Annotated in this window: 16 protein-coding genes, 1 tRNA gene and 1 pseudogene; 9 read left to right on the forward strand and 9 right to left on the reverse strand. The window is 37.8% G+C overall.

All coding sequences use genetic code 11. From position 1 onward, the window contains the following. Window positions 1-67: 67 nt before the first annotated feature. Together C4E06_RS18925 and C4E06_RS18930 are read right to left on the reverse strand one after the other, a co-directional pair. Entirely contained in the window at window positions 68-2,722 is a 2,655-nt protein-coding gene (locus tag C4E06_RS18925) for an efflux RND transporter permease subunit (protein ID WP_107669701.1), read from the reverse strand. Window positions 2,723-2,864: 142 nt separating this feature from the next. Then, a complete protein-coding gene (locus C4E06_RS18930; protein ID WP_107669708.1) occupies window positions 2,865-3,197 on the reverse strand; it encodes a hypothetical protein in 333 nt (110 codons plus the stop codon). 244 nt (window positions 3,198-3,441) lie between these two features. Between C4E06_RS18930 and C4E06_RS18935 the strand changes: the two genes are divergently transcribed. Then, window positions 3,442-3,512: transfer RNA gene (locus C4E06_RS18935), tRNA-Cys, on the forward strand. 41 nt (window positions 3,513-3,553) lie between these two features. Here C4E06_RS18935 and C4E06_RS18940 read toward each other — a convergent pair. The 3 genes from C4E06_RS18940 to C4E06_RS18950 all read right to left on the reverse strand — a co-directional run bounded on the left by C4E06_RS18940 (window position 3,554) and on the right by C4E06_RS18950 (window position 6,191). Continuing rightward, entirely contained in the window at window positions 3,554-4,807 is a 1,254-nt protein-coding gene (locus tag C4E06_RS18940; protein ID WP_107669710.1) for a DUF445 domain-containing protein, read from the reverse strand. Between the two features lie 63 nt (window positions 4,808-4,870). Beyond that, window positions 4,871-5,599, reverse strand: coding sequence for a bifunctional demethylmenaquinone methyltransferase/2-methoxy-6-polyprenyl-1,4-benzoquinol methylase UbiE (gene ubiE, locus C4E06_RS18945; protein WP_107669712.1), 729 nt, complete (start codon window positions 5,597-5,599; stop codon window positions 4,871-4,873). Window positions 5,600-5,843: 244 nt separating this feature from the next. Beyond that, entirely contained in the window at window positions 5,844-6,191 is a 348-nt protein-coding gene (locus C4E06_RS18950) for a hypothetical protein (protein WP_107669714.1), read from the reverse strand. A 219-nt stretch (window positions 6,192-6,410) separates the two neighbouring features. Here C4E06_RS18950 and C4E06_RS18955 point away from each other — a divergent pair, with 219 nt between their 5' ends. Both C4E06_RS18955 and C4E06_RS18960 read left to right on the forward strand, forming a co-directional pair. After that, on the forward strand, window positions 6,411-7,238 hold the full coding sequence (locus tag C4E06_RS18955; protein WP_107669737.1) for a photosystem II manganese-stabilizing polypeptide: 828 nt from the start codon (window positions 6,411-6,413) through the stop codon (window positions 7,236-7,238). Window positions 7,239-7,597: 359 nt separating this feature from the next. Further along, window positions 7,598-8,317 carry a heme oxygenase (biliverdin-producing) gene (locus C4E06_RS18960; protein WP_107669716.1) on the forward strand — a complete coding sequence of 240 codons (720 nt, stop codon included), beginning with the start codon at window positions 7,598-7,600 and terminating at the stop codon, window positions 8,315-8,317. A gap of 108 nt (window positions 8,318-8,425) precedes the next feature. Here the strand turns inward: C4E06_RS18960 and C4E06_RS28180 are convergent, their stop codons facing one another. Beyond that, window positions 8,426-8,584 carry a hypothetical protein gene (locus C4E06_RS28180; protein ID WP_198648814.1) on the reverse strand — a complete coding sequence of 53 codons (159 nt, stop codon included), beginning with the start codon at window positions 8,582-8,584 and terminating at the stop codon, window positions 8,426-8,428. 226 nt (window positions 8,585-8,810) lie between these two features. On the opposite strand from C4E06_RS28180, the gene C4E06_RS18965 reads away from it, so the two are divergent. Both C4E06_RS18965 and C4E06_RS18970 read left to right on the forward strand, forming a co-directional pair. Continuing rightward, on the forward strand, window positions 8,811-9,368 hold the full coding sequence (locus C4E06_RS18965; protein WP_107669718.1) for a hypothetical protein: 558 nt from the start codon (window positions 8,811-8,813) through the stop codon (window positions 9,366-9,368). A 123-nt stretch (window positions 9,369-9,491) separates the two neighbouring features. Further along, window positions 9,492-10,055 (forward strand): Uma2 family endonuclease, encoded by a 564-nt coding sequence (locus C4E06_RS18970; protein WP_107669720.1) that lies wholly within the window; start codon window positions 9,492-9,494, stop codon window positions 10,053-10,055. A 5-nt stretch (window positions 10,056-10,060) separates the two neighbouring features. Here the strand turns inward: C4E06_RS18970 and C4E06_RS18975 are convergent, their stop codons facing one another. Further along, on the reverse strand, window positions 10,061-10,969 hold the full coding sequence (locus tag C4E06_RS18975; RefSeq protein ID WP_107669722.1) for an alpha/beta fold hydrolase: 909 nt from the start codon (window positions 10,967-10,969) through the stop codon (window positions 10,061-10,063). A gap of 241 nt (window positions 10,970-11,210) precedes the next feature. Here C4E06_RS18975 and infC point away from each other — a divergent pair, with 241 nt between their 5' ends. From infC to hemH, 4 genes are all read left to right on the forward strand, one after another. Continuing rightward, window positions 11,211-11,750, forward strand: a complete 540-nt coding sequence (gene infC, locus C4E06_RS18980; protein WP_107669724.1) for a translation initiation factor IF-3 — start codon at window positions 11,211-11,213, stop codon at window positions 11,748-11,750. Between the two features lie 200 nt (window positions 11,751-11,950). Further along, window positions 11,951-12,427, forward strand: coding sequence for a DUF6174 domain-containing protein (locus C4E06_RS18985; RefSeq protein WP_107669726.1), 477 nt, complete (start codon window positions 11,951-11,953; stop codon window positions 12,425-12,427). Between the two features lie 18 nt (window positions 12,428-12,445). Then, window positions 12,446-14,167, forward strand: coding sequence for a diflavin flavoprotein (locus C4E06_RS18990; RefSeq protein WP_107669728.1), 1,722 nt, complete (start codon window positions 12,446-12,448; stop codon window positions 14,165-14,167). A 358-nt stretch (window positions 14,168-14,525) separates the two neighbouring features. Further along, on the forward strand, window positions 14,526-15,689 hold the full coding sequence (gene hemH, locus C4E06_RS18995; protein WP_107669730.1) for a ferrochelatase: 1,164 nt from the start codon (window positions 14,526-14,528) through the stop codon (window positions 15,687-15,689). Here hemH and C4E06_RS19000 read toward each other — a convergent pair. Together C4E06_RS19000 and C4E06_RS19005 are read right to left on the reverse strand one after the other, a co-directional pair. Continuing rightward, on the reverse strand, window positions 15,684-19,295 hold the full coding sequence (locus C4E06_RS19000; RefSeq protein WP_107669732.1) for a HEAT repeat domain-containing protein: 3,612 nt from the start codon (window positions 19,293-19,295) through the stop codon (window positions 15,684-15,686). The two genes, hemH and C4E06_RS19000, sit on opposite strands and share 6 nt — an antisense overlap. A gap of 777 nt (window positions 19,296-20,072) precedes the next feature. After that, a pseudogene (locus C4E06_RS19005) lies at window positions 20,073-20,315 on the reverse strand (sigma-70 family RNA polymerase sigma factor); the annotation flags it as partial.

Consider the following 20,315-nt stretch of genomic DNA (forward strand, 5'->3'; position numbering starts at 1 on the left):
AATTTGATTTTTCTATTTTAACCTTTTTTTGAAAAATATTCCTTGTTTAATATGACCTAAAGCTTGATCAATTGTCAACTCGTTTCATTCTCCGAAAACAGAGTGTTTCCCAACCATCTTCTAAGATAGTATATAGGACAGGAACCACAATTAAACTCAACACAGACGAAGTAATTAAACCGCCAATAATAGCAACAGCCATGGGTTGTCTTAATTCTGCACCAGCACCTAACCCGACTGCAATGGGAAGCATCCCTAAAATGGTAGACGCAGTGGTCATAATAATGGGGCGTAATCTAATTTCTCCTGTCTTGAGAATAGCCTGATGACGACTCATTCCCTGTTGTCTTAATTGGTTAGTATAATCCATCAACAGAATAGCATTTTTATCCAATAAACCTAACAAGAAGATTAACCCAATTAAGGAGATCATGCCAAAATCACTTTGAGTAATTAATAAGGCAAACATCGCACCCACAATAGACAAAGGTAGGGATAATAATACCACAAACGACTCTAAAAAGCGACCAAAGGTTATATATAAAATCACCATCATCGAGAGGATAGCAAAGAATAAAGCGATCGCAAATTCTTGGAAAATACTACGCACTTGGGCCGATGCCCCTTGAATATCAAAAGTAACATCATTAGGTAATATTTCTTCAGTGATTCCAATTACTTTCTTCGTCACATCTCCTAACCCAGTGCCTTCGGATAAATTAGAAGTTAAATAGATGACTCTTTCTTGTTGAAAATGTTCGATAAATGAGCCTTCTACACTGGCTGATAGTTTAATATCCACTAACCCTGGGACGGTTTCTAAACGTTCTTTTAACTGTGTTGCTGTTGTTCCTAAACTCTCTAAATTGTTACTTAAGAGAGCAATTTTTAGGGGACTATCATCACCGGTTTCAATGAAAAGAATATCTTCTACACTAATACTTCCCCCTTTTAATTTGGGTAAGGTTTCTCTGATTGCTTCTTGAACTTGGCTAGTGGTTAAAGTCCGATTATCCTTAAGTTGCACATAAATTCTACCCTTAAGAGGATTACCTTGATAACCGGCAATGGTATAAGCCGATTCAACGTTAGCATCTTCTAAAACGATACTTTCTAATTTACTACCTACTCGATAATTTTTACTTAATAAAATCTGTTCGGGGGACTCCATTAACCCTTGAAATAAAGAAGGACTGTCCTCCTCATTCATTCTTTCTTGAGCCGCTTTTAAGCGATTAGGAATTTTTGGATTAGGTAAGGTATAAATAACATTAAATTCTCCCCGATCTAATTTAGGAACAAACCCTTGAGGAATAAAAGGAATTAACCCCAAACCTACAACAAAACTAACCAACGCAATGCCCACAACTGCTTTACGATGACATAAAGACCAATTTAAAATACGACGATAAATCGGCACTAAAATAAACGGTTTAGGCTGATTTTCTTCTCGTCTTCTTCTCGGTTTCAACCAATACATTGCCAAAACAGGGGATAAGGTTCGAGCGACTAATAAAGAGATTAAAACCGCAGCCGCTACCGTCATTCCAAAGGGTTTAAAAAATTGTCCTAAATTACCTCCAATAAAAGCAATGGGAAGAAACACAGCCGCTAATGTTAACGTAGAAGCGGATACCGTTAACCCTATTTCATCTGTTCCTTTAATGGCTGCTTCTTTGGGACTCATTCCCTCATCAATATGACGAGAAATATTTTCTACATCGACAATAGCATCATCAACAATAATGCCAATTACTAACGCTAACCCTAATAATGTAATGGTTTCTAAATTAAACCCTGCAATGGCCATAACAATAAAGGTTCCTAGTAAAGACATAGGAATGGCTAAGGCAGTAATTAACGTGGCTTGAAGATTTTTTAAGAAAGGAAAAATCACTAAAACCGCTAGAATAATCGCCCCTAATAATGCTTCTAAAGTCGCTTGACTGGCTTCCTCAATATAATCGGCTTGAGTTTCAGCAATAACTAACTGAACATCGGGTAAACTTTCCCGTAAATTCGTAATTTGTGACTCTATGGCCTCCGCGACATCTAATGTATTGCCGTCCGCTTTTTTAACCACTTGAACTGCTAAGACATCCTCTTGATTTAATCGGGTTAAAGTAGGAGGATTAGTCGGTGAATTACGATTAAGAATATCTCTGACGGAACTATCCCCTAATAAATCCACTCGTCTCACGCCGGGAACCCCTTCCAGGGAGGGGATAATTTTTTCTTGGGCAATAGATGCTAAAATTTCCACCGGCTGCGTCTGACTCGAAATGGCATAAGTTACCGCCACCGACTCATTTAGGTTAAATGGTGTCACCTCTACTGTGGCCTCAGGGGGTAACTGTGCCTGTTTGATGGCGTTTTTGACAGTTTCTGTCGATTGATCGAGGTTTAACCCGGCTGCAAAGGCAACATTAATGATGGTTTGGCCAGGATAAGTGGACGAAAACAGTTCCGCCTCTTCTAGCGATCGCAACGAAGTTTCTAGGGGGTTGGTTAACTGTTTCTCTGTTTCTAAAGCGGTTTCTAAGGGAGCAGAACCCTGAATAATGACCACAGGAAAGGGTATTTCAGGAAATAGGGCGTATTTGAGGGAACTAAAGGCAAATATTCCCGCCACTGCCACCGCGATCGCCATAAACAGGGTGACTCGTGCATATTTGATCGCCACACGGGATATATTCAGATGTTCTCGCCAGGATGGTTTCATAAACGGTTGCCGTACTCACACTGTTTCTATGGTTATAGCAAGGTTTGCTGAAAACTAATCTTAAAAAAGTCTTCAGCCGACTGGGATCACTGACGAAAATTACTTAAGTATTTATCCTCATTCTCGTCAGTGTAGAGTTTAATTATTCCCAGAGAATGTCGTCAAGAACTTCTTGAGAACAATTTTGTCCATAACGGGTTAATGTTCGTCTCGCTGTATTATCTCCATTGCGATATTGAGCGTAAAGGTTAGAAAAAGCTTGGGTTGAGTATTTCTTGCGTAATGACTCCACCGTACAATTACAGATTTGTTGGGCTTCTGATTGCGTTAACCCTGCTTTTTTCGCTTCAGGAACGCAATTATTATTGTAAAATTGGGTAAACGGATTGGCAGCATTGGCATTTTGAGCTAAGGATACTGTCCCGAGTCCCAAGGATAAGATGGTCCCGATCAATAGTTTGTAAGTCTTATTCATAGGATATTTTCGGCGTAAAGAATAGAACGAAAGGCTTTTATTATTAACACGCCTCACCTCCATTTTTAGTCTATACTCCCCATTGAGACGAGGGTGAAGGTCGTTATGTCAGTTTCTACGACTGCACAAGTCAGTTTAATCTCTCAGATAAGTGTTACGTTTCTTCAGAAAAATTTAGGTTTTGTCTCAGTTTAACCCTTGTCTTGGTTGAATGATCTTTGTTATACTTGTAAGAGTGTCTAATGGCGGCATAGCCAAGTGGTAAGGCAGGGGTCTGCAAAATCCTTATCCCCAGTTCGAGTCTGGGTGCCGCCTTAAATTTTTTTGATAATGTTACTGTTATTAACAGAGTTGAATTATCTTAATAAAAATAAGAGGGTTTGAAACACTCCAACCAAAAACCCTAAAATTCCCCCTAAATTAACAATCGCTTGTAATTCACTTTTAACAATACCTTGGACTGCCATTTCTAAGTTTTCAGGAGAAGTCGCATTAACCCTATCAATGATAACTTTATCAATGGATAAAATAGGAATAACTTGAGACACAATTTTCTCTAAATCCTCCTCTAAATATCTTTCGAGGATCAACGCTAATTCCTCGCTAATGGTTTCTAGAGATGTGGTTAAAGCGGATGAGGTTTGCAGTCGATTAATAATTAAAATAGACAATTGTTCCCAATCAACGGTTTTACCAAAATCTTGAATAAATTTTCCCCCACTTTGTTGAACATAAACTTGGACGGTTTCACGGGTTGTTTTACGAAGTTGTCTAACAGTAGAAACGGGTAAATTTTGTAAAGAAAGACTCTTTAACCATTCTCTTAACCGACTCCGTACTTCTAAAGAGAGTAAAATTTCTTTTAACCTGGTATTAGCAACTTCTTTCTCTTCTAAACAAAAACTTCTTAATCGTAATAAAGTATTACGAACTCCGAATAAATTGGCCACCACCCAATAAGTTCCACTGGTTTTTTCTCTAACCCCTTCATCAATAACTTGAATATTTCTTTCTGTTAAAAAATCCACTAATGCTTGTCGTAAAATCTCAGGAGGCAAAACCCCCTCTAACAACCAATCTGCAAACTGTCTCGCTTGGGTATCTGTTAATTTAAAATCTAAAAGAATTTGATCAAAAATTTGATTAATTTGATCTTCTAAAAAATCCTGACGACGAGCTAACGCTTTTAAAAGTCGAGGTAAAGATTGACTAAATAAATCTTCTAAAATTCCAGATAAAATCTTTGCTGTTTTCTGTTCTTTATCAGATTTTACTTGTTGAATCCCTAAGTTTAATAACCATAAAATAGCCGCTTTTACCCGTTCAGTTTTTAATAAACGTTTTGCTAATTTTTGGAGTTCTTCTGGGGTTAATAATGACCCCATAATGGTATCAGAAACCTTTTGAGCTAATCGTCCTTGATTGCGAGGAATTAACCCTGGCGTAAAGGGTAAACGACGTTTACCAATATAAATGGCCTTGTAAGGACGAAATAACATATTAATAGCGATATCATTGGTAAAATAACCAATAATAGACCCGGCTATAGGGGGAATAACAATGGTAGAAATTAGCGATAAATTAATGGAAGAAATGTCTAACAAAGTCATGATAAATAATTAAGAAGTTTAACTCATTTTTAAGAGTTATCAGCTATCAGTTAAATTTATTGATCACTGTTCACGGTTCACCGTTTTTGTTCCCACTAAAACCCCCATCATTCCCCCGGCAATGGGATAATGGATGACAGGATTAAAGCCTACCTTTTGGGCTAATTTAACTTGTTCTGTTCCCAAAGGAAATCTTTCTAAACTGGGCATAATATAGGCATATTCTTCTTTTAAGCCATAATAATTGGCCAGAGGAACCACTAAGTTATCAAGATACCATTTTTGGAAGGCTTGTTGCCAAGATTGGGAAGGACGATGAAAGTCGAGAATAGCAACTTTAGCCTTGGGTTTAAGGACACGGTGTATTTCTTTTAAACAACGGGGGATATCCGTCACATTTCGCAACCCATAGCCCATAGTGGCACAATCAAAGGTGTTATCTTCAAAGGGTAAATTTAAGGCATCTCCTTGTACCCATTCTAACGGTAACATAGGATACTTCTCATAAGCCCGTTGAGATGCGATCGCTAATAATTCTTGAGAAAAATCTAATCCAATAACTTTCCCTGTTTTTCCAACTTTACGGGCTAATAATTGACTTAAATCACCACTACCACAGCAAATATCTAACCCCATATCCCCTGATTTCGGTTCACTCCAGTTGACGGACATTTGTTTCCAGATACGATGCTGTCCAAAACTTAACCAATGATTGAATTGATCATAAATTGGAGCAATGCGATTAAATATCGTTTGAATATCCGTAGCAGAATGCCAAGTATTGTCACTCATTATTAATGGCTGATACAATGGAGTTTCAACTATTATCTAATAGTTTGTCACTATTTTAAACATGAAGTCAGTCTAAATCCATATCAATCCGATATTTTTTTTAGTTATTTTCAGAATTTTTTGGGGCTATTTTTCTATTTTTTATTCTTGTTCACATAGATTCAGACAATAACAATTAATGTCTAGCAAAATAACTGAAATGGTGGGTTACGAAAAATTTTAATAACCCACCTTATCTTTATGGTTATTCAGAATCGGTCAAACCTTCTTTATCTGAAGAAAGATGATCTAAAAACGCCCGAAGTTTCATCCGTGCAATATAAGGCCATCCTCCCGTTTCTTCAATATCGAGCAATAAATGATACAAATCGTTGCGAGTGTTCGGTAAAGACGGTTCAAATAAATTAACCCGAATGTCTTGATGTAACTGTTCAAGGGTTCGTAGTAACTCAAGTATCTGGTGAGGATCATCCTTACATTGTTGGGATACTCTATTGACTCTCATGGCAATCTCTTCTAGAGACGCTGGAAAAGAACCATTAGAGGGGTTAAAGGACTGATCGGTTGTAGTTGGTGTGTTTGCTTGTTCCATCTAAAATTCTTGCTCTTTTCCCTAGCCATACCCATGATAAAAGATTTTCGGGTAAAAAGAATTCCTAACTTATAAGGGATGTTGGGGACGAATTTTGGTAGAGTAGATCCCGATGCAATTGCCTAACTTGTCCAAAAGACTATTAAGATTATCTCCTGTGCGAGTGATGGCCATAGAGACAAGACATTTTAATTTGAGATTGACAAAGCGAGGATGATTATGAGGTTTCGTGCATTACTGATTGCTTTTCTGGCATTATGTCTGGGTTTTATTACCGCTTGTAGCGAAGGCCCAGCCAATGCGGTTAATCCCCAGGATTTAACCTACGATGAAATTTTAAACACCGGACTAGCTAACAAATGTCCCCAAATTTCTGAGTTTACACGGGGTTCTATTCCTATCGAACCAGGTCAAACTTATTTCGTTGATGACCTCTGTTTAGAACCTCAAGAGTATTTTGTAAAAGAAGAACCAGTTAATAAACGCCAAGAAGCAGAATATGTTCCCGGTAAGTTATTAACTCGTTATACCACTAGCTTAGAGCAAATTAGTGGCAAAATTACCGTTGATGAAAATGGGGTTGTTACCTTTCAAGAAGAAGGTGGGATTGATTTCCAACCTGTTACCGTTCAACTCCCTGGAGGCGAACAAGTTCCTTTCTTCTTTACTATCAAAAACTTAGTGGGTAAAACTGAACCTGGGTTTAGTTCTATCAATAGTTCCATTGACTTTGAAGGTGATTTTAGGGTTCCTTCTTATCGGGGTGCCACTTTCCTCGACCCCAAAGGTCGTGGGTTAGCCACTGGTTATGATAATGCGGTGGCTTTACCAGCTACGGCCGATAAAGAGGACTATGCTAACGTGAAACAAACCCCCATTGGTAAAGGAGAAATTTCTCTTCAAGTAACCAAGGTCGATCAAGCAACCGGAGAAATTGCCGGTGTATTTGAAAGTGAACAGCCTTCTGATACCGATTTAGGAGCTAAAGAACCCGTTGATGTGAAAATTCGTGGTATTTTCTATGCTCGTGTTACCCCTGAAGCCTAAGGCTGACAAAAATGTAAATTCTGCTACATTATTTTCATAAACGAAAGGGGCAATGCGCCCCTTTTTTTGACCTTAATCTTTTGTTATATTTTATTTACAAAACTTCATTGTTTGCTCAAGGTTAAATCATTCTATCTTCAAACTAATTGAAAAGACTAAAACCCTTGAAATTAGGTTTTTTCCGACTCCTCTTTAACTCCATTGATCATCGCTTTTTCTGTTATCTAACCTCAAAGCTTGTAAGAATTCTTAATAAAAATTTGCACCAAATCAAGATACGCTACACAACTAGGCGGTTTTTAAACTTTTGTCATTAAGTCACCGATCTAGTGTTCACTTAAATAACAGGAAAAGATAGCATGAGCGTTAATTTAGCAACCATGTTACGGGAAGGCACAAAAAAGTCCCATACAATGGCAGAAAATGTTGGTTTTGTCAAGTGTTTTTTGAAAGGAGTTGTTGAAAAGAATTCCTATCGAACATTGGTGGCTAATCTCTATTTTGTCTATAGTGCCATGGAAGAGGAAATGGAGAAACTACGCCATCACGAATTGGTTTCTAAAATTTACTTTCCCCAGTTGCATCGCAAGCAATCTTTAGAGAAAGATTTAAGCTTTTATTATGGAGCCAATTGGCGCAATGAAGTCGCCCCTTCAGAAGCAGCACAAGCTTACGTAGCACGCATCCATGAGGTGGCTCAAAGCCAACCTGAGTTATTAGCAGCCCATTCTTACACCCGTTATTTAGGGGATTTATCTGGGGGACAAATTCTTAAGAAAATTGCCCAACGGGCGATGAATTTAGGGGAAAATGGCGGAACAGCTTTTTATGAGTTTGACACCATTTCTGACGAAAAAGCCTTTAAAAATGAGTATCGTCAAGCATTAAATGAATTACCCATTGACCAAGCAACGGCCGAGAAGATTGTTGATGAAGCTAATGCAGCTTTTGGCATGAACATGAAAATGTTTATGGAGTTAGAAGGTAACTTAATTAAAGCCATTGGCATTATGGTCTTTAATACCTTAACTCGTCGTCGCAGTAAAGGAAGCACTGAGTTAGCAGGGGCCGAACAATAAGGTCAAACGTTAAGACAATTAAAATTTACATAACAATCCTGGCAGCTTGGTTCTGGTTAGACTAATCGTTATCAAGTTATCAGGATTGTTAGCTTTTGAAATGAGTCATTATTGGAGTTTCTTGAGAATTTTTTTAGCATAAATAATCGTATCAGGAGCATGATAATTGGCCACTAAATTAATCCCTAAAGCAGATTTTATTTTATATAGCGGATAAACCATAATCAGTAACACCAATAGACTAAGGGTAACTTTTAAGGGATTCATAATATTTAAGATGATCGATGATTAAGCTATTTTAGCTATGAATCATGATGACAAATTGATATGACATTCTCATGACGATAGTGTGAAACGTTATGTCGAACTCAAATTATATGAGAAAAAATATCTTCCTTTGGTGGAAGTAAAAATCGAATGGCTTTAGTTACGATCAAATTAAAGAAGACACTATTGTAGATAACCTCCAAAGGTTAGGGAGGTCAGATATATAATGACATTATCACAAAAACTTTTTTCGATTACTGGACTATCCACATTGATAACTGTATTAATTAGCTCAGGAATAGGTCAAGCAGTCCCCCCTTGTTACATGGTAAATCAAGCCGGCCAAACCATTGATTTATCTTCTATTTGTAATCCAAATAGGGTGACAAATCAACCCCAAGAAACTCAACAAGAAGAATCTAATTTGAGTCGTCGGGTTCGGGTTAATAATCAAATGGTTCAACAACGCAGTAGAAACGATAACGGTGTTTCTCGATATGGTAACAATGGAGAGAATCAAACCTATTATGGGAATAATCTCCCAGAGAATAATCAACTCTTAGACTTGCCAAATAGTACCCCAGGACAAACAATAGGTTTACAACAATTGAGTCCTGCTGGTGTTGATTCTGGAATCATTAATTTCGGTAATGAACCTCTTTCTTCTTATAACTCATTACCCTTTACGACAACAAGACCCGAAAGCTTGCGGAATGTTTCTAGTCAATATGTTTTAAATGGTCAAGGGGTTCTAGAATTAAGGTATTATGATCTTAGCGAGTAATATGTTTAGTCTAGAAATTGTTTAATAGTCTTTCTAAAAAAGATTAAATGTAAAGCCTGTTAATTCGGGCTTTATCGTTTAATATATAAAAATTCTTGTAATAATATCGAATCAGTCAAGATTATGGTAGAAACTCAAATAAAATCATTAACTTTAGATGAATTTTTGCAACTGCCTGAAACTAAACCAGCACAGGAATATGTGAATGGTCAAATTACACAAAAACCTATGCCTCAAGGAAAACATAGTCGCATTCAAGGTAAATTAGTTAGTATTATTGAGCAACTAGGAACTGAATCCTCTATTGCGATTGCTCTACCTGAATTACGCTGTACATTTGGCGGTCTTTCTCTGGTTCCTGATGTAGTCGTTTTGCAGTGGGATAGAATTCCCCGTGAGGAAAATGGAGATATTGCTAATAGTTGTTTAACTTATCCTGACTGGACGATTGAGATTTTATCTCCTAATCAAAATTATGTTAAAGTAACAGGAAATATTTTACATTGTCTCAATCATGGGACTACTTTAGGGTGGTTGATTGATCCTGAAACCCAATCTATTCTTGTTTTTCTATCTCAACAACAACCCTTATTATTACAAGAGCCAGAAGACAGTTTACCCGTTCCCGACTTCTTGTCCGAACTAAAGTTAACAGTGGGTGATATTTTTAGCTGGTTAAAACTTTAAACTGCTCACTGTTCACTGTTCACTGTTTCAAGCCAATCTAATAAAATCTTATTAAAACGGTCAGGACATTCATCATGAGGACAATGACCAGCATTTTCTAATTCTTTTAAAGTAATTTTAGGATTTAACTTAGCAAACTGAGAAGCTAAACTAACAGGAACCATTCTATCTTGACGACCCCAAACTAATAACATAGGAATCGTTAAATGGGGTAGAACTGTTTTAACAGGAGGGGCATAATTAGGCTTTCTGAGTCCTTCAAATAATAAACAAAATGTCCGAGCCGCCCCCTTATCTTGAGGGGGAATGGTAATCATATCCACTAATTCATCGGTAATGGCTGATTTATCATAATAAGCAATCCCAACCCAAGGGCGAATAACCCCAGGTCGACGGATAATATTGAATAGGGTTCTTAAGAACACAGGGGGGGCAAATAACCCTTCAATGGTATTAACAATGGGGCGTAATCCTTTAGGGATAGTTTCCTGTCTGAGAGAAACATCCGGTAAACTAATCATAGCTAACCCGGCCACCATGTCAGGATATTTCAAGGCTACCGTTAGACAGACCAAAGAACCAATAGAATTACCGACTAAAATAACAGGTTTACCGATAAACGTTCGCCAGAAATCATAAATCTGTTCAGCCCATAAATAGACAGTATAATCAGTAGCCGCTTTTTGGGATCGCCCAAACCCTAATAAATCTAAAGCATAGACTCGATGCTGTTGTCCTAAAGTGGGGATATTGTGTCGCCAATGTTCCACGGCCGCCCCAAACCCATGTAATAAAATTAAAGGCGGTTTTTCCTCCTGTTTACCCCGTAAAAAAGTGTAACGAATTGGCCAACCTCGCCAAATCCATTGTCTTTGCCGTCCAATACGCTTCTCGATTGGTTGTTGATGACTCACCCAATTATCCTGTTATAAATCTTTACACCTTTTTATTTTACGATGGCTCACAGAAGGATTAAACTAGGGAGTAAACAGGGGTAAAATTATCCTCAGGGATAAGTTACCCAAAATTAACAATATAACTCAATAAATACCACCAGAACTTAGTAGAAAATGATTACAATAAAATAGGCTACTATTACGGCCTTAATTGACTACTAACGTTCATCAATCATATCGAGAGACATTACAAACGCCTGTGATAGATAAAAGACGCACAAAACGCGATCTCCCCAAAATTAACGAAAGAATCCGCTTCCCTGAAATACGAGTCATCGATAGTGATGGTTCCCAATTAGGGATTATTACCCCTGAAGAAGCCTTAAATGTTGCCCAAGAACGAGATTTAGACTTGGTATTAGTTAGCGAAACTGCTAAACCTCCTGTTTGCCGTATTATGGACTACGGTAAATATAAATTTGAACAGGAGAAAAAAGCCAGAGAAGCTAAGAAAAAACAACATACGGCTGATGTTAAGGAAGTAAAAATGCGCTATAAAATATCAGAACATGATTATCAAGTGCGAGTCAATCAGGCTAAACGCTTTCTTAAGTCAGGGGATAAAGTAAAAGCGACCATTACCTTTAGAGGGAGAGAAATTCAACACTCTAATTTGGCCCAAGACTTATTAAGTCGTATGGCCGCTGATTTGCAAGAATTAGCAGAAATTCAACAAGCTCCTAAACGAGAAGGCCGTAACATGATGATGTTGATGAGTCCGAAAAAAGAGTCAAAATGATCTAAGAAGATAAGATGAAGGGATGAGGAAAAAAATAAAGTCACGGTCCAAGTCCCTGACAAGATAACTCTTCTGATTGCTAAAATTATTTCTACCTTAACTTTTTACAGTTCCCTTTACTTGAAAACATAAAAAGATTAAGACAGGCGTGCTATAGTACGTCTGTCTTTGTGTAAGAGAAAAAATAGAGGCAACAAGGAATGAAAATTTTGCAATTCTTTACCTTATTGATAATAGGATTATTAATGGTCATATTAGTCAATAGTATGCCGATGTGGGCTAACGGTGAGAGGAATTCCCTATTAAGAGAAGAATTAAAAGAAAATTATCAATTATGGCGATCGCAACAACTAAAAAATTATCAATATATCTATCAAAAACGATGCTTTTGTCCTCTACCCACTAATGAACCCCTCAAAGTTTCGGTTAAAAATGATAAAATTACTCAAGTTGTTAATTTAAATAATAATCAAGTTATCACCGATTTAACATTAGCAAACACCATTGAGGAACTGTTTAACATTATTGAAGAAGGGATTCAACGCAACGCGGATGAACTTTTAATTACTTATGATCCAACATTAGGTTATCCAACCCGTGTGGCTATCGACTATCAAAAAATCTTAGCAGATGATGAAATAACCTACACGGTTAAAAACTTGAGCAAACTAAATTAAATAACCCAAAAAAAGCTTATGAATAAACCCAGAGATGTACAAGTTTGTCCCATCGCTTCTGATACCATTGTCATGCGATCGCGGACATGGGAACGATTAAAATTTGAAATTGAATACGGACTCAAACGAGGAACCACCGCTAATTCTTACCTTATTCAAGGGGATAAAATAGCCCTAATCGATCCTCCAGGAGAATCCTTTACCGAAATCTTTTTAAAAGCCCTTCAAGAACGCATTAACCCAACTACTATTGATTATTTAATTTTAGGTCATGTTAACCCCAACCGAGGGGAAACTATCAAAGCCTTACTAAAAATTGCCCCTCAAATGACCATTGTTTGTTCTAATCCAGGGGCGTTACTCTTACCAAATATTTTATCCTCAGAATTTTCCCCTCCATTAAAAGTCGTCAAAGGAGAAGATATCTTAGATTTAGGGAAAGGACATCAACTCGAATTTATTCCCACTCCCAACCCCCGTTATCCGGCGCAACTGTGTACCTACGACCCGAAAACAGAAATACTGTACAGCGATAAACTATTTGGGGCCCATGTGTGCGGAGATCAAATTTTTGACGAAGGGTGGAGCGTTTACGCAGAAGATAGACGCTATTATTTTGATTGTTTAATCGCCCCCTACGCTAAACAAATTAACAACGCCCTCGAAAAATTAAGCCGTAAAGCCGCTAAGATTTACGGAACCGGCCACGGTCCGTTAGTTCGTTACGGGTTAATGGAGTTAACCGACTCTTATCAACAATGGTTAGACGCGCAAAAAGCCAACACCTTGAGCGTTGCCCTGATCTATGCCTCTGCTTACGGCAATACGGCCACTTTAGCCCAAGCGATCGCCAGTGGGATTACTAAAGCCGGGGTGAGGGTGGAATCTATCAACGCAGAAGTGGCTGAACCAGACGATATTAAAGAAGCCATTAACACCTGTTCTGGGTTTATTTTTGGGTCCCCTACCTTGGGCGGCCACGCGCCGACACAGATCCAAACGGCCTTAGGGATCACCTTAGCCAATGCAGATAAATCAAAACTAGCTGGCGTATTTGGCTCCTATGGCTGGAGTGGAGAAGCCATAGACCTCTTAGAAAGTAAATTTCGAGATGGGGGTTATCAATTTGGGTTCGACCCCATCAGGGTGAAATTTAGCCCCACTCAGGCAACATTAAAAACTTGTGAGGAAGCCGGGACGGACTTTGCTCAAGCGGTTAAAAAAGCCCAAAAACGCCGTCAACCGAAGAATTCTGTGAATCAGTCTCAGACAGACCGGTTACAACAAGCGTTAGGGCGTATTGTGGGGTCATTGTCCATTGTTACCTGTCAAGAAGAAGAGTTAAGTGGGGCGATGTTGGCTTCTTGGATCTCTCAAGCAACGTTTAATCCTCCTGGGTTTACCGTAGCAGTGGCCAAAGAACGGGCGATCGAATCTTTGTTACATAAGGGTAATTCCTTTGTGTTGAATATTCTTAGAGAAGGGGATCATATTGGCTTGATGAAGCATTTTCTTAAGCCCTTTTCTCCTGGAGAAGATCGCTTTGAAGGGGTGAAAACGGAAGTAGCTGATAATGGGTCTCCCATTTTGCAAGATGGGTTAGCTTATTTAGAGTGTAAAGTCGGCGATCGCATGGAATGTGGGGATCATTGGGTGATTTATGCGATCGTTACGAAAGGCCAAGTGCTACAAGAGGGTGTAACGGCGATTCATCACCGTAAGTCCGGGAGTCATTATTAAAAAAAAAGAAGATTAATCATTAGTGAATCCTACAGAGATCAAATTATCTTTGATCTCTGCTTTTTTGTGATCAATATTTAGAAAAAAAGATGATTCGTTCAGTTAAACCCAGGGTAGCAGGAGCAAAAGGATATTAATTAACTAAGAGTGACTTGTGAGAATTGGTAGAGAAATCTCAAGAAAGTCTCAAACCCTTGTTCTCTGTTGAATCAATGATCACTGTGAACTCTCAACTCCAAACTCCCGTATATTTACTCAATGGAGAGATGGATCAACCTAATTGAAAACTTTTGTTAGGGGTTCAAATATTGTTACACTTAGTAAAGAATCAAAAAATGTTAACTATCTATATAAAATTATGGATCGCGTTGGGGTCTTATTACTAAATTTAGGGGGTCCAGAACAATTACAAGATGTTCGCCCTTTTCTCTTTAATCTATTTTCTGATCCGGAAATTATCCGACTACCTTTCCCTTGGCTACAAAAACCCTTAGCTTGGTTTATTTCCACGGCCAGAACCAATACATCGCAAGAAAATTATCGTCAAATTGGAGGAGGTTCACCCCTCAGAAAGATTACAGAAGCCCAAGGAGAAGCCCTAGAACAGAAATTGGCTCAAATTGGTCAAAAAGCTGATATTTATATTGGAATGCGCTATTGGTATCCTTTTACCGAAGAAGCCATTGCCCGGATCAAACGCGATCGCCTTCGTAAATTAGTCATTCTTCCCCTCTATCCTCAATTTTCTATCAGTACCAGTGGTTCGAGTTTTCGGGTACTCGAAGAAATGTGGGAAGCTGATCCGATGTTGAGACAGATTGAATATACTTTAATCCCTTCTTGGTACGATCATCCTCTCTATTTAGAAGCAATGGCCGATCTCATTGCCCACGAATTAGATAAATGTCCTAACCCTGATCAAATTCATATCTTTTTTAGTGCCCACGGAGTGCCTCAAAGCTACGTCGAAGAAGCCGGCGATCCCTATCAAGCAGAAATTGAAGCTTGTACCCGTTTAATTATGCAAACCCTCAACCGGCCCAATGCTTACACCCTTGCCTATCAAAGTCGAGTGGGTCCAGTGGAATGGTTAAAACCCTACACCGAAGAAGCATTACAAGAACTCGGCGAACAAGGGGTTAAAGATTTATTAGTAGTTCCCATTAGTTTCGTCTCGGAACATATCGAAACCCTCCAAGAAATTGATATCGAATACCGTGAAGTGGCAGAAGAAGCAGGAATTACCCATTTTCTTAGGGTTCCGGCTTTAAATACCCATCCCCTTTTTATTGATGCGTTAGCGGACTTAGTGACCCATTCTCTGCAAGAAACCCCCGTTACTTTTGACTGTGTCACCCATCCCAAGAAAAACATGAAAATGTATCCTCAAGAACGGTGGCAGTGGGGAATGACCACTGCTGCTGAAGTTTGGAATGGAAGACTAGCTATGATAGGGTTCATCGGATTACTGATTGAGTTAATTACCGGTCACGGGCCTTTACACTATGTCGGTCTCCTATAATGTTTCAGTCATCCAGGTTAAAAGGGTATCCCCTAACTGGGGATCATCAGGAGAAAAGATAGATAACCCTGATGATTCCTGTCGGGTGATGACACCAATGATGCCCTTAAACTTCTCTAAACTTTTTAAGAGATGGGGAGATAAGCTATAGTTGTCCCTATCTTTTGCCTCCTCATAAAATAGTAAAATTAATGGGCTTTTCGGAGATTTTCGTTGTAATAGATGCCAATAAAGACGGAGTTTAGAAAGGGTTTCTGGTAAACCATGGTCAAAGGCTGAACAGTTTTGTTCTAACATTTGATCATAAATATCGATGGCAGGATGATCGGGATCAATAAAGCGACGACTTTCGATCCAGATAATTTGAGTAGACTCTAACTGAGCATGATTACTTAGTTGTTGTTGTAACGTCTCAAATCCAGTTATGGTTTCTGTTGCCTTAGTTTCAGTGATTTGAGACGATGATAAAAGTTTCTCAGGTAAACTGCGCTGATGCCAAGCTTCCATAAATGCTTGATAAGATAAATTTTGGGCGCAGTGCCATATCACTCGATAACAAGGGGAATCTTGTTCTAAGTTAGTTTCGAGGACATAATCTCGTAATTGAGTCACCACTTGGGGCATTTGTTTTTGTGACAAAATAGTGATTAACCCCTCAGCAACTTGTTGTCCTAAGTCTTGATCTTTAATGGTTGGTAAGACTTGCACAAAAGCAGCGATCGCTCCTTTATTTCCTATGGCAATTTTACTTAAACTCTTAGCTGCACAACGGCGACTTTGTAGATGAGAACTGGTTTCTAATAGTCGAATTAATGTGGCGATCGCAGCGGGATTCTTATGACCGATTTCTCCTAAACTTTCTGCTGCTAAACTACGAATATCAGGGTCACGAGTTGATTGAATGAGATTAACTAAAACCATCAAAGCTTCTAAATTACCGGGATCAATTTTTCCTAAACTAACCGCAACTTGACGTAAGGCAAACTGATCGGTTGATATTTGTAAAAGTTTAGTTAAAGCGTTGATAGCTTTAGGATTACCCGGATCAATTTTACCTAAATTTTCTGCAATTTCTCGATAGGTTTCTTCATCCTCTATTGCTTCCATTAATTGGATTGATGCTTTAACAATTTCAGGATTGTTCGGATCAATTTTCCCTAAGCTATCTAAGGCTTCTTTACGAATTAATAACGGTTGATCGGGTTTAATTAGTTTTTCTAAAATCCTAACGGCTTGTTCATTACCTAACCCAATTTTTCCTAAGCTACTAATAGCAATCCAACGCAGATAAGTATCTTCATTGTCTTCGAGGAGACGAACTAAAGCAGCGATCGCTTGACTATTGCCTGGACAAACTTCCCCTAAACTATAAACCACTTCTTGACGAATACTTTGAGTGGTTGCTGTCTCCATTAATTTAATTAAACCAGCAATGGCTGTGGGATTGCCTGGGTCAATTTTTTCTAAACTTTCTGCTGCTTGTCGGCGAATGGTTTCGTCTTTGGTTGTGCGAATTAACTGCACTAAAATAGCAATAGCCGTGGCATTTCCCTGACCCACAATTTCTAAACATTGAAAGATTCGTCGCCTTAAATTAGGAGTGGGTTGATGATGTAATAAACGAACTAAAGCTTTAACCCCCTGTCCCTCTCCTTGAGCGATTTTTTCTAATCCTAGAAAGGCTTTTTGATAGTCTTGTTCACTGTTAGCGGTTTCTAATTTTTTAACCACAAAACTAATGGCGGTAGGATTGCCTGGATCAATAATTCCTAGGGTTTGGGCTAATTGCCAACGGAGGTTTTCATCTTCAGTGTTTGGTAAACATTGAGTTAAAGCAGCGATCGCTTCTGTATTCCCTTTCCCCAATTGTTGTAAATAAAATAATTCTCGTTTTTGTTGTGATATTTGTGTATCTTTAGTAATTAAATTGATCAGATGAGTCATAACTAAAGGACGATATAAATCACTCATCCTTTGTCTAGCGACTAATGTGGGTAAGTTTGGGGAATCGGTGTCGGTTAATCCCCATGTCAACACTTGTTGTATGATAGTTTCTCTCAAAGAACAATGGGGAAATTCTGATAAGGCTATAGCTGCCATAATATAAGCCCTAAATCCATAAAAATTCTCTTGACCGCATTCATCTTCAAAGCTAATTAAAGCTTTGATGAGGGCTTCTTTTTCTTCTGAGGCAATCTCCTCTCTTCCTAACCAAAATAGCAAGATTTGTTGCCATTGGTCACTGAACATTTCTAAAGTTGTTGTCTCTTGATTCAGAAAATACTGCCAATGATCAATGGCTAAAGCAGCAAAATAATTTTCAAAGGTTTGATCTTCAAATTGGTAGGGATTGTCTTTTTTTTGTTGACTCAGTATCCCTACTGGTCTTAACCAATGAAGTTGCAAACTTAAAGAGAGTAAAGACTGATTATCTTTAACCATTTCTGGGGAGATAGCAGAATAAGCGTCTTGAGTTTGTCGATGATTAAAGGCTAACTGAGTTAAAAATTGATTTAACTGTTGTTGTTCTTCGGGGGTAACTGGGGTGGTTTCTGCTTGCCATTGATAAAATTCATCTACTAAAACTTGATAGAGACTGGCTGCGGTTTGGGGTAAGCTTTGGCAATTTTTCTGCCAAAAACGACAGAATAAGGAGAGTCTCAACGGATTTTTTAGCCATTTGTGGAGATGTTGCTTGTCAGGTTGGCTTAATAAATAAGACAATTTTTCCCCTAAGTTTCCCTGAGATTCTGACTGTTCTGGTTGGGACGAATAGGGAACAAACCACTGTTTCACAAATTGTTGAATTTCACTTTGTTTTGCTAAGGATTTGGTTTGATAAATGTCAAATTCGCTTAAAGCTTGCGATTGCATTTTCCAAGTAACGGTTTGGCAGGTTAGCATTAAATGGCAATTGCCCATGAGATCATTTCTTTCTCCTATTAAGATATTTAAGGGAGATTGATTGCCCTCATTGATGGATTTAGCTAATAAATAATCCATCCCATCCGCTAATAACCAAACTCGTCCACTTTCTAATAACCCTCGCAAAGATTCTTGCCATAATTCTTGTGAAAGCTTTTTTTGTGTCCGATAATGTTTAGTGCATTGAATTAACCATTTATCAGTTAAATAATCCTTGAGGGTTAAATTGGTTAGTTGTCCAGGAGACAGCCAAATAGGTACATAATCAGTCTTATCTAACATCCAATGGGCAATTATTTGTAAAAACAGCGTTTTACCTGTTCCTGATTCCCCAATAATAGCAACGTTGCGTTTTTGTCTTTGCTTTTTATCTAAATCACAAATGTATTCAAATAATGATTCCGTTTGAGTCTGATTCCCATTTAATCTTTTAGATTTCAGCGATGGAAATGGGAATGATTTTGTGTTGTGGTGTTTTAAATCGATGTGACGACGATTAGGATTTTGAAGACAGTCTAAATCGATATGTAACTGATTCGGTTGGCTTTCCTTATCATCGGGTTGGGTACTCATGGGATTGATGGGTAAGGAATACTTCAGCATCAAACGACCGACTTCGTTCCAGTTAATGCTGTGATAGGAGGGGGTTTTTTCAGTAGCTTTTAAGTGAACTTGGGACATTATTGTCGTCTACTTTTATTATAATTTTACTGTCTTACGGGGGGTTTTGATAAACTCAAAATAATAATTTTTTCTGGTTTCTCCTCTGATTGACATGAATAGGATTTTATGAAGAACTGTTAACTAACTTGATAACCTTTATCCTTTAACTTTAACCATCAAGTTTTAATCAATTTGATCACTCAATTAAGTCTCTGCTACTTGGGGTGACTGTTGCCAGATTATCTCTAATCTCTCTTTTTTATTTAATGGTTTCTTGACTAACGCAGAACATCAGAAAATTTTGTTTTCTAAACCCTCAACTATGTCCTTTTTTCTACTAATTCCGTAATAAAAGCTGTTTATAAAATTTGGTTCTTATGTAGCTGACAACAAACTTTTCAATCCTTAGAGTATTTTTTCTATATATCAACAAAGATTGTATTTTTTATGAAAATTTTTACAATCAATACTAACAGTAAATTGATTATTTTTTGAAATAAGTTTAATGATTTTTCTCAGGAAAATCATTAAAGCAAATAGGGGATGATTTAGCAATTTACTGTGTCGTATATAAGGCATTTCAAGGAAAACTGTTTTGTATTTTTCCTAATTAAAATTAGCCATTGACACAAGTTTTTAACTCAATTTACCCTCTCTAGTTTATATTATTATCTCATAATTTTTATGACCATTATGTGATAGATCCACAAGGTCTTATCGAGGATCAATGATGATCAATTAATCCCTCTACTTTTAACATTATAGGGGGTGAATTTTATTGTTTTTCCTTATGAATTAACATATTTCTTTGTGCATATTTTTCTTAAGCATTTCTAATCCTTTTTTAACACGACGAGAAACGGTAACGACACTAATCCCTAATTGTTCGGCTGTTTCTCTTTGGTTAAGTCTTGGAGGAAGACAAATTCAAGAATATTTCTTGTTCTTTCTTCTAATTGTTCTAATGCTTGTTGGAGACGAATTTGATCTTCTTGTGCTAGTTGAAAACTGCGATAATTAGCATCAGGAACTAAGTCT

The sequence above is a fragment of the Cyanothece sp. BG0011 genome (assembly GCF_003013815.1).
GTDB lineage: Bacteria > Cyanobacteriota > Cyanobacteriia > Cyanobacteriales > Microcystaceae > Crocosphaera.

Bases quoted from the DNA above. Each gene is read 5' to 3' on its own strand.
- C4E06_RS18925 (WP_107669701.1), bottom strand. From the start codon at position 2,722: ATGAAACCATCCTGGCGAGAACATCTGAATATATCCCGTGTGGCGATC.
- C4E06_RS18930 (WP_107669708.1), bottom strand. From the start codon at position 3,197: ATGAATAAGACTTACAAACTATTGATCGGGACCATCTTATCCTTGGGA.
- C4E06_RS18940 (WP_107669710.1), bottom strand. From the start codon at position 4,807: ATGACTTTGTTAGACATTTCTTCCATTAATTTATCGCTAATTTCTACC.
- ubiE (WP_107669712.1), bottom strand. From the start codon at position 5,599: ATGAGTGACAATACTTGGCATTCTGCTACGGATATTCAAACGATATTT.
- C4E06_RS18950 (WP_107669714.1), bottom strand. From the start codon at position 6,191: ATGGAACAAGCAAACACACCAACTACAACCGATCAGTCCTTTAACCCC.
- C4E06_RS18955 (WP_107669737.1), top strand. From the start codon at position 6,411: ATGAGGTTTCGTGCATTACTGATTGCTTTTCTGGCATTATGTCTGGGT.
- C4E06_RS18960 (WP_107669716.1), top strand. From the start codon at position 7,598: ATGAGCGTTAATTTAGCAACCATGTTACGGGAAGGCACAAAAAAGTCC.
- C4E06_RS28180 (WP_198648814.1), bottom strand. From the start codon at position 8,584: ATGAATCCCTTAAAAGTTACCCTTAGTCTATTGGTGTTACTGATTATG.
- C4E06_RS18965 (WP_107669718.1), top strand. From the start codon at position 8,811: ATGACATTATCACAAAAACTTTTTTCGATTACTGGACTATCCACATTG.
- C4E06_RS18970 (WP_107669720.1), top strand. From the start codon at position 9,492: ATGGTAGAAACTCAAATAAAATCATTAACTTTAGATGAATTTTTGCAA.
- C4E06_RS18985 (WP_107669726.1), top strand. From the start codon at position 11,951: ATGAAAATTTTGCAATTCTTTACCTTATTGATAATAGGATTATTAATG.
- C4E06_RS18990 (WP_107669728.1), top strand. From the start codon at position 12,446: ATGAATAAACCCAGAGATGTACAAGTTTGTCCCATCGCTTCTGATACC.
- hemH (WP_107669730.1), top strand. From the start codon at position 14,526: ATGGATCGCGTTGGGGTCTTATTACTAAATTTAGGGGGTCCAGAACAA.
- C4E06_RS19000 (WP_107669732.1), bottom strand. From the start codon at position 19,295: ATGTCCCAAGTTCACTTAAAAGCTACTGAAAAAACCCCCTCCTATCAC.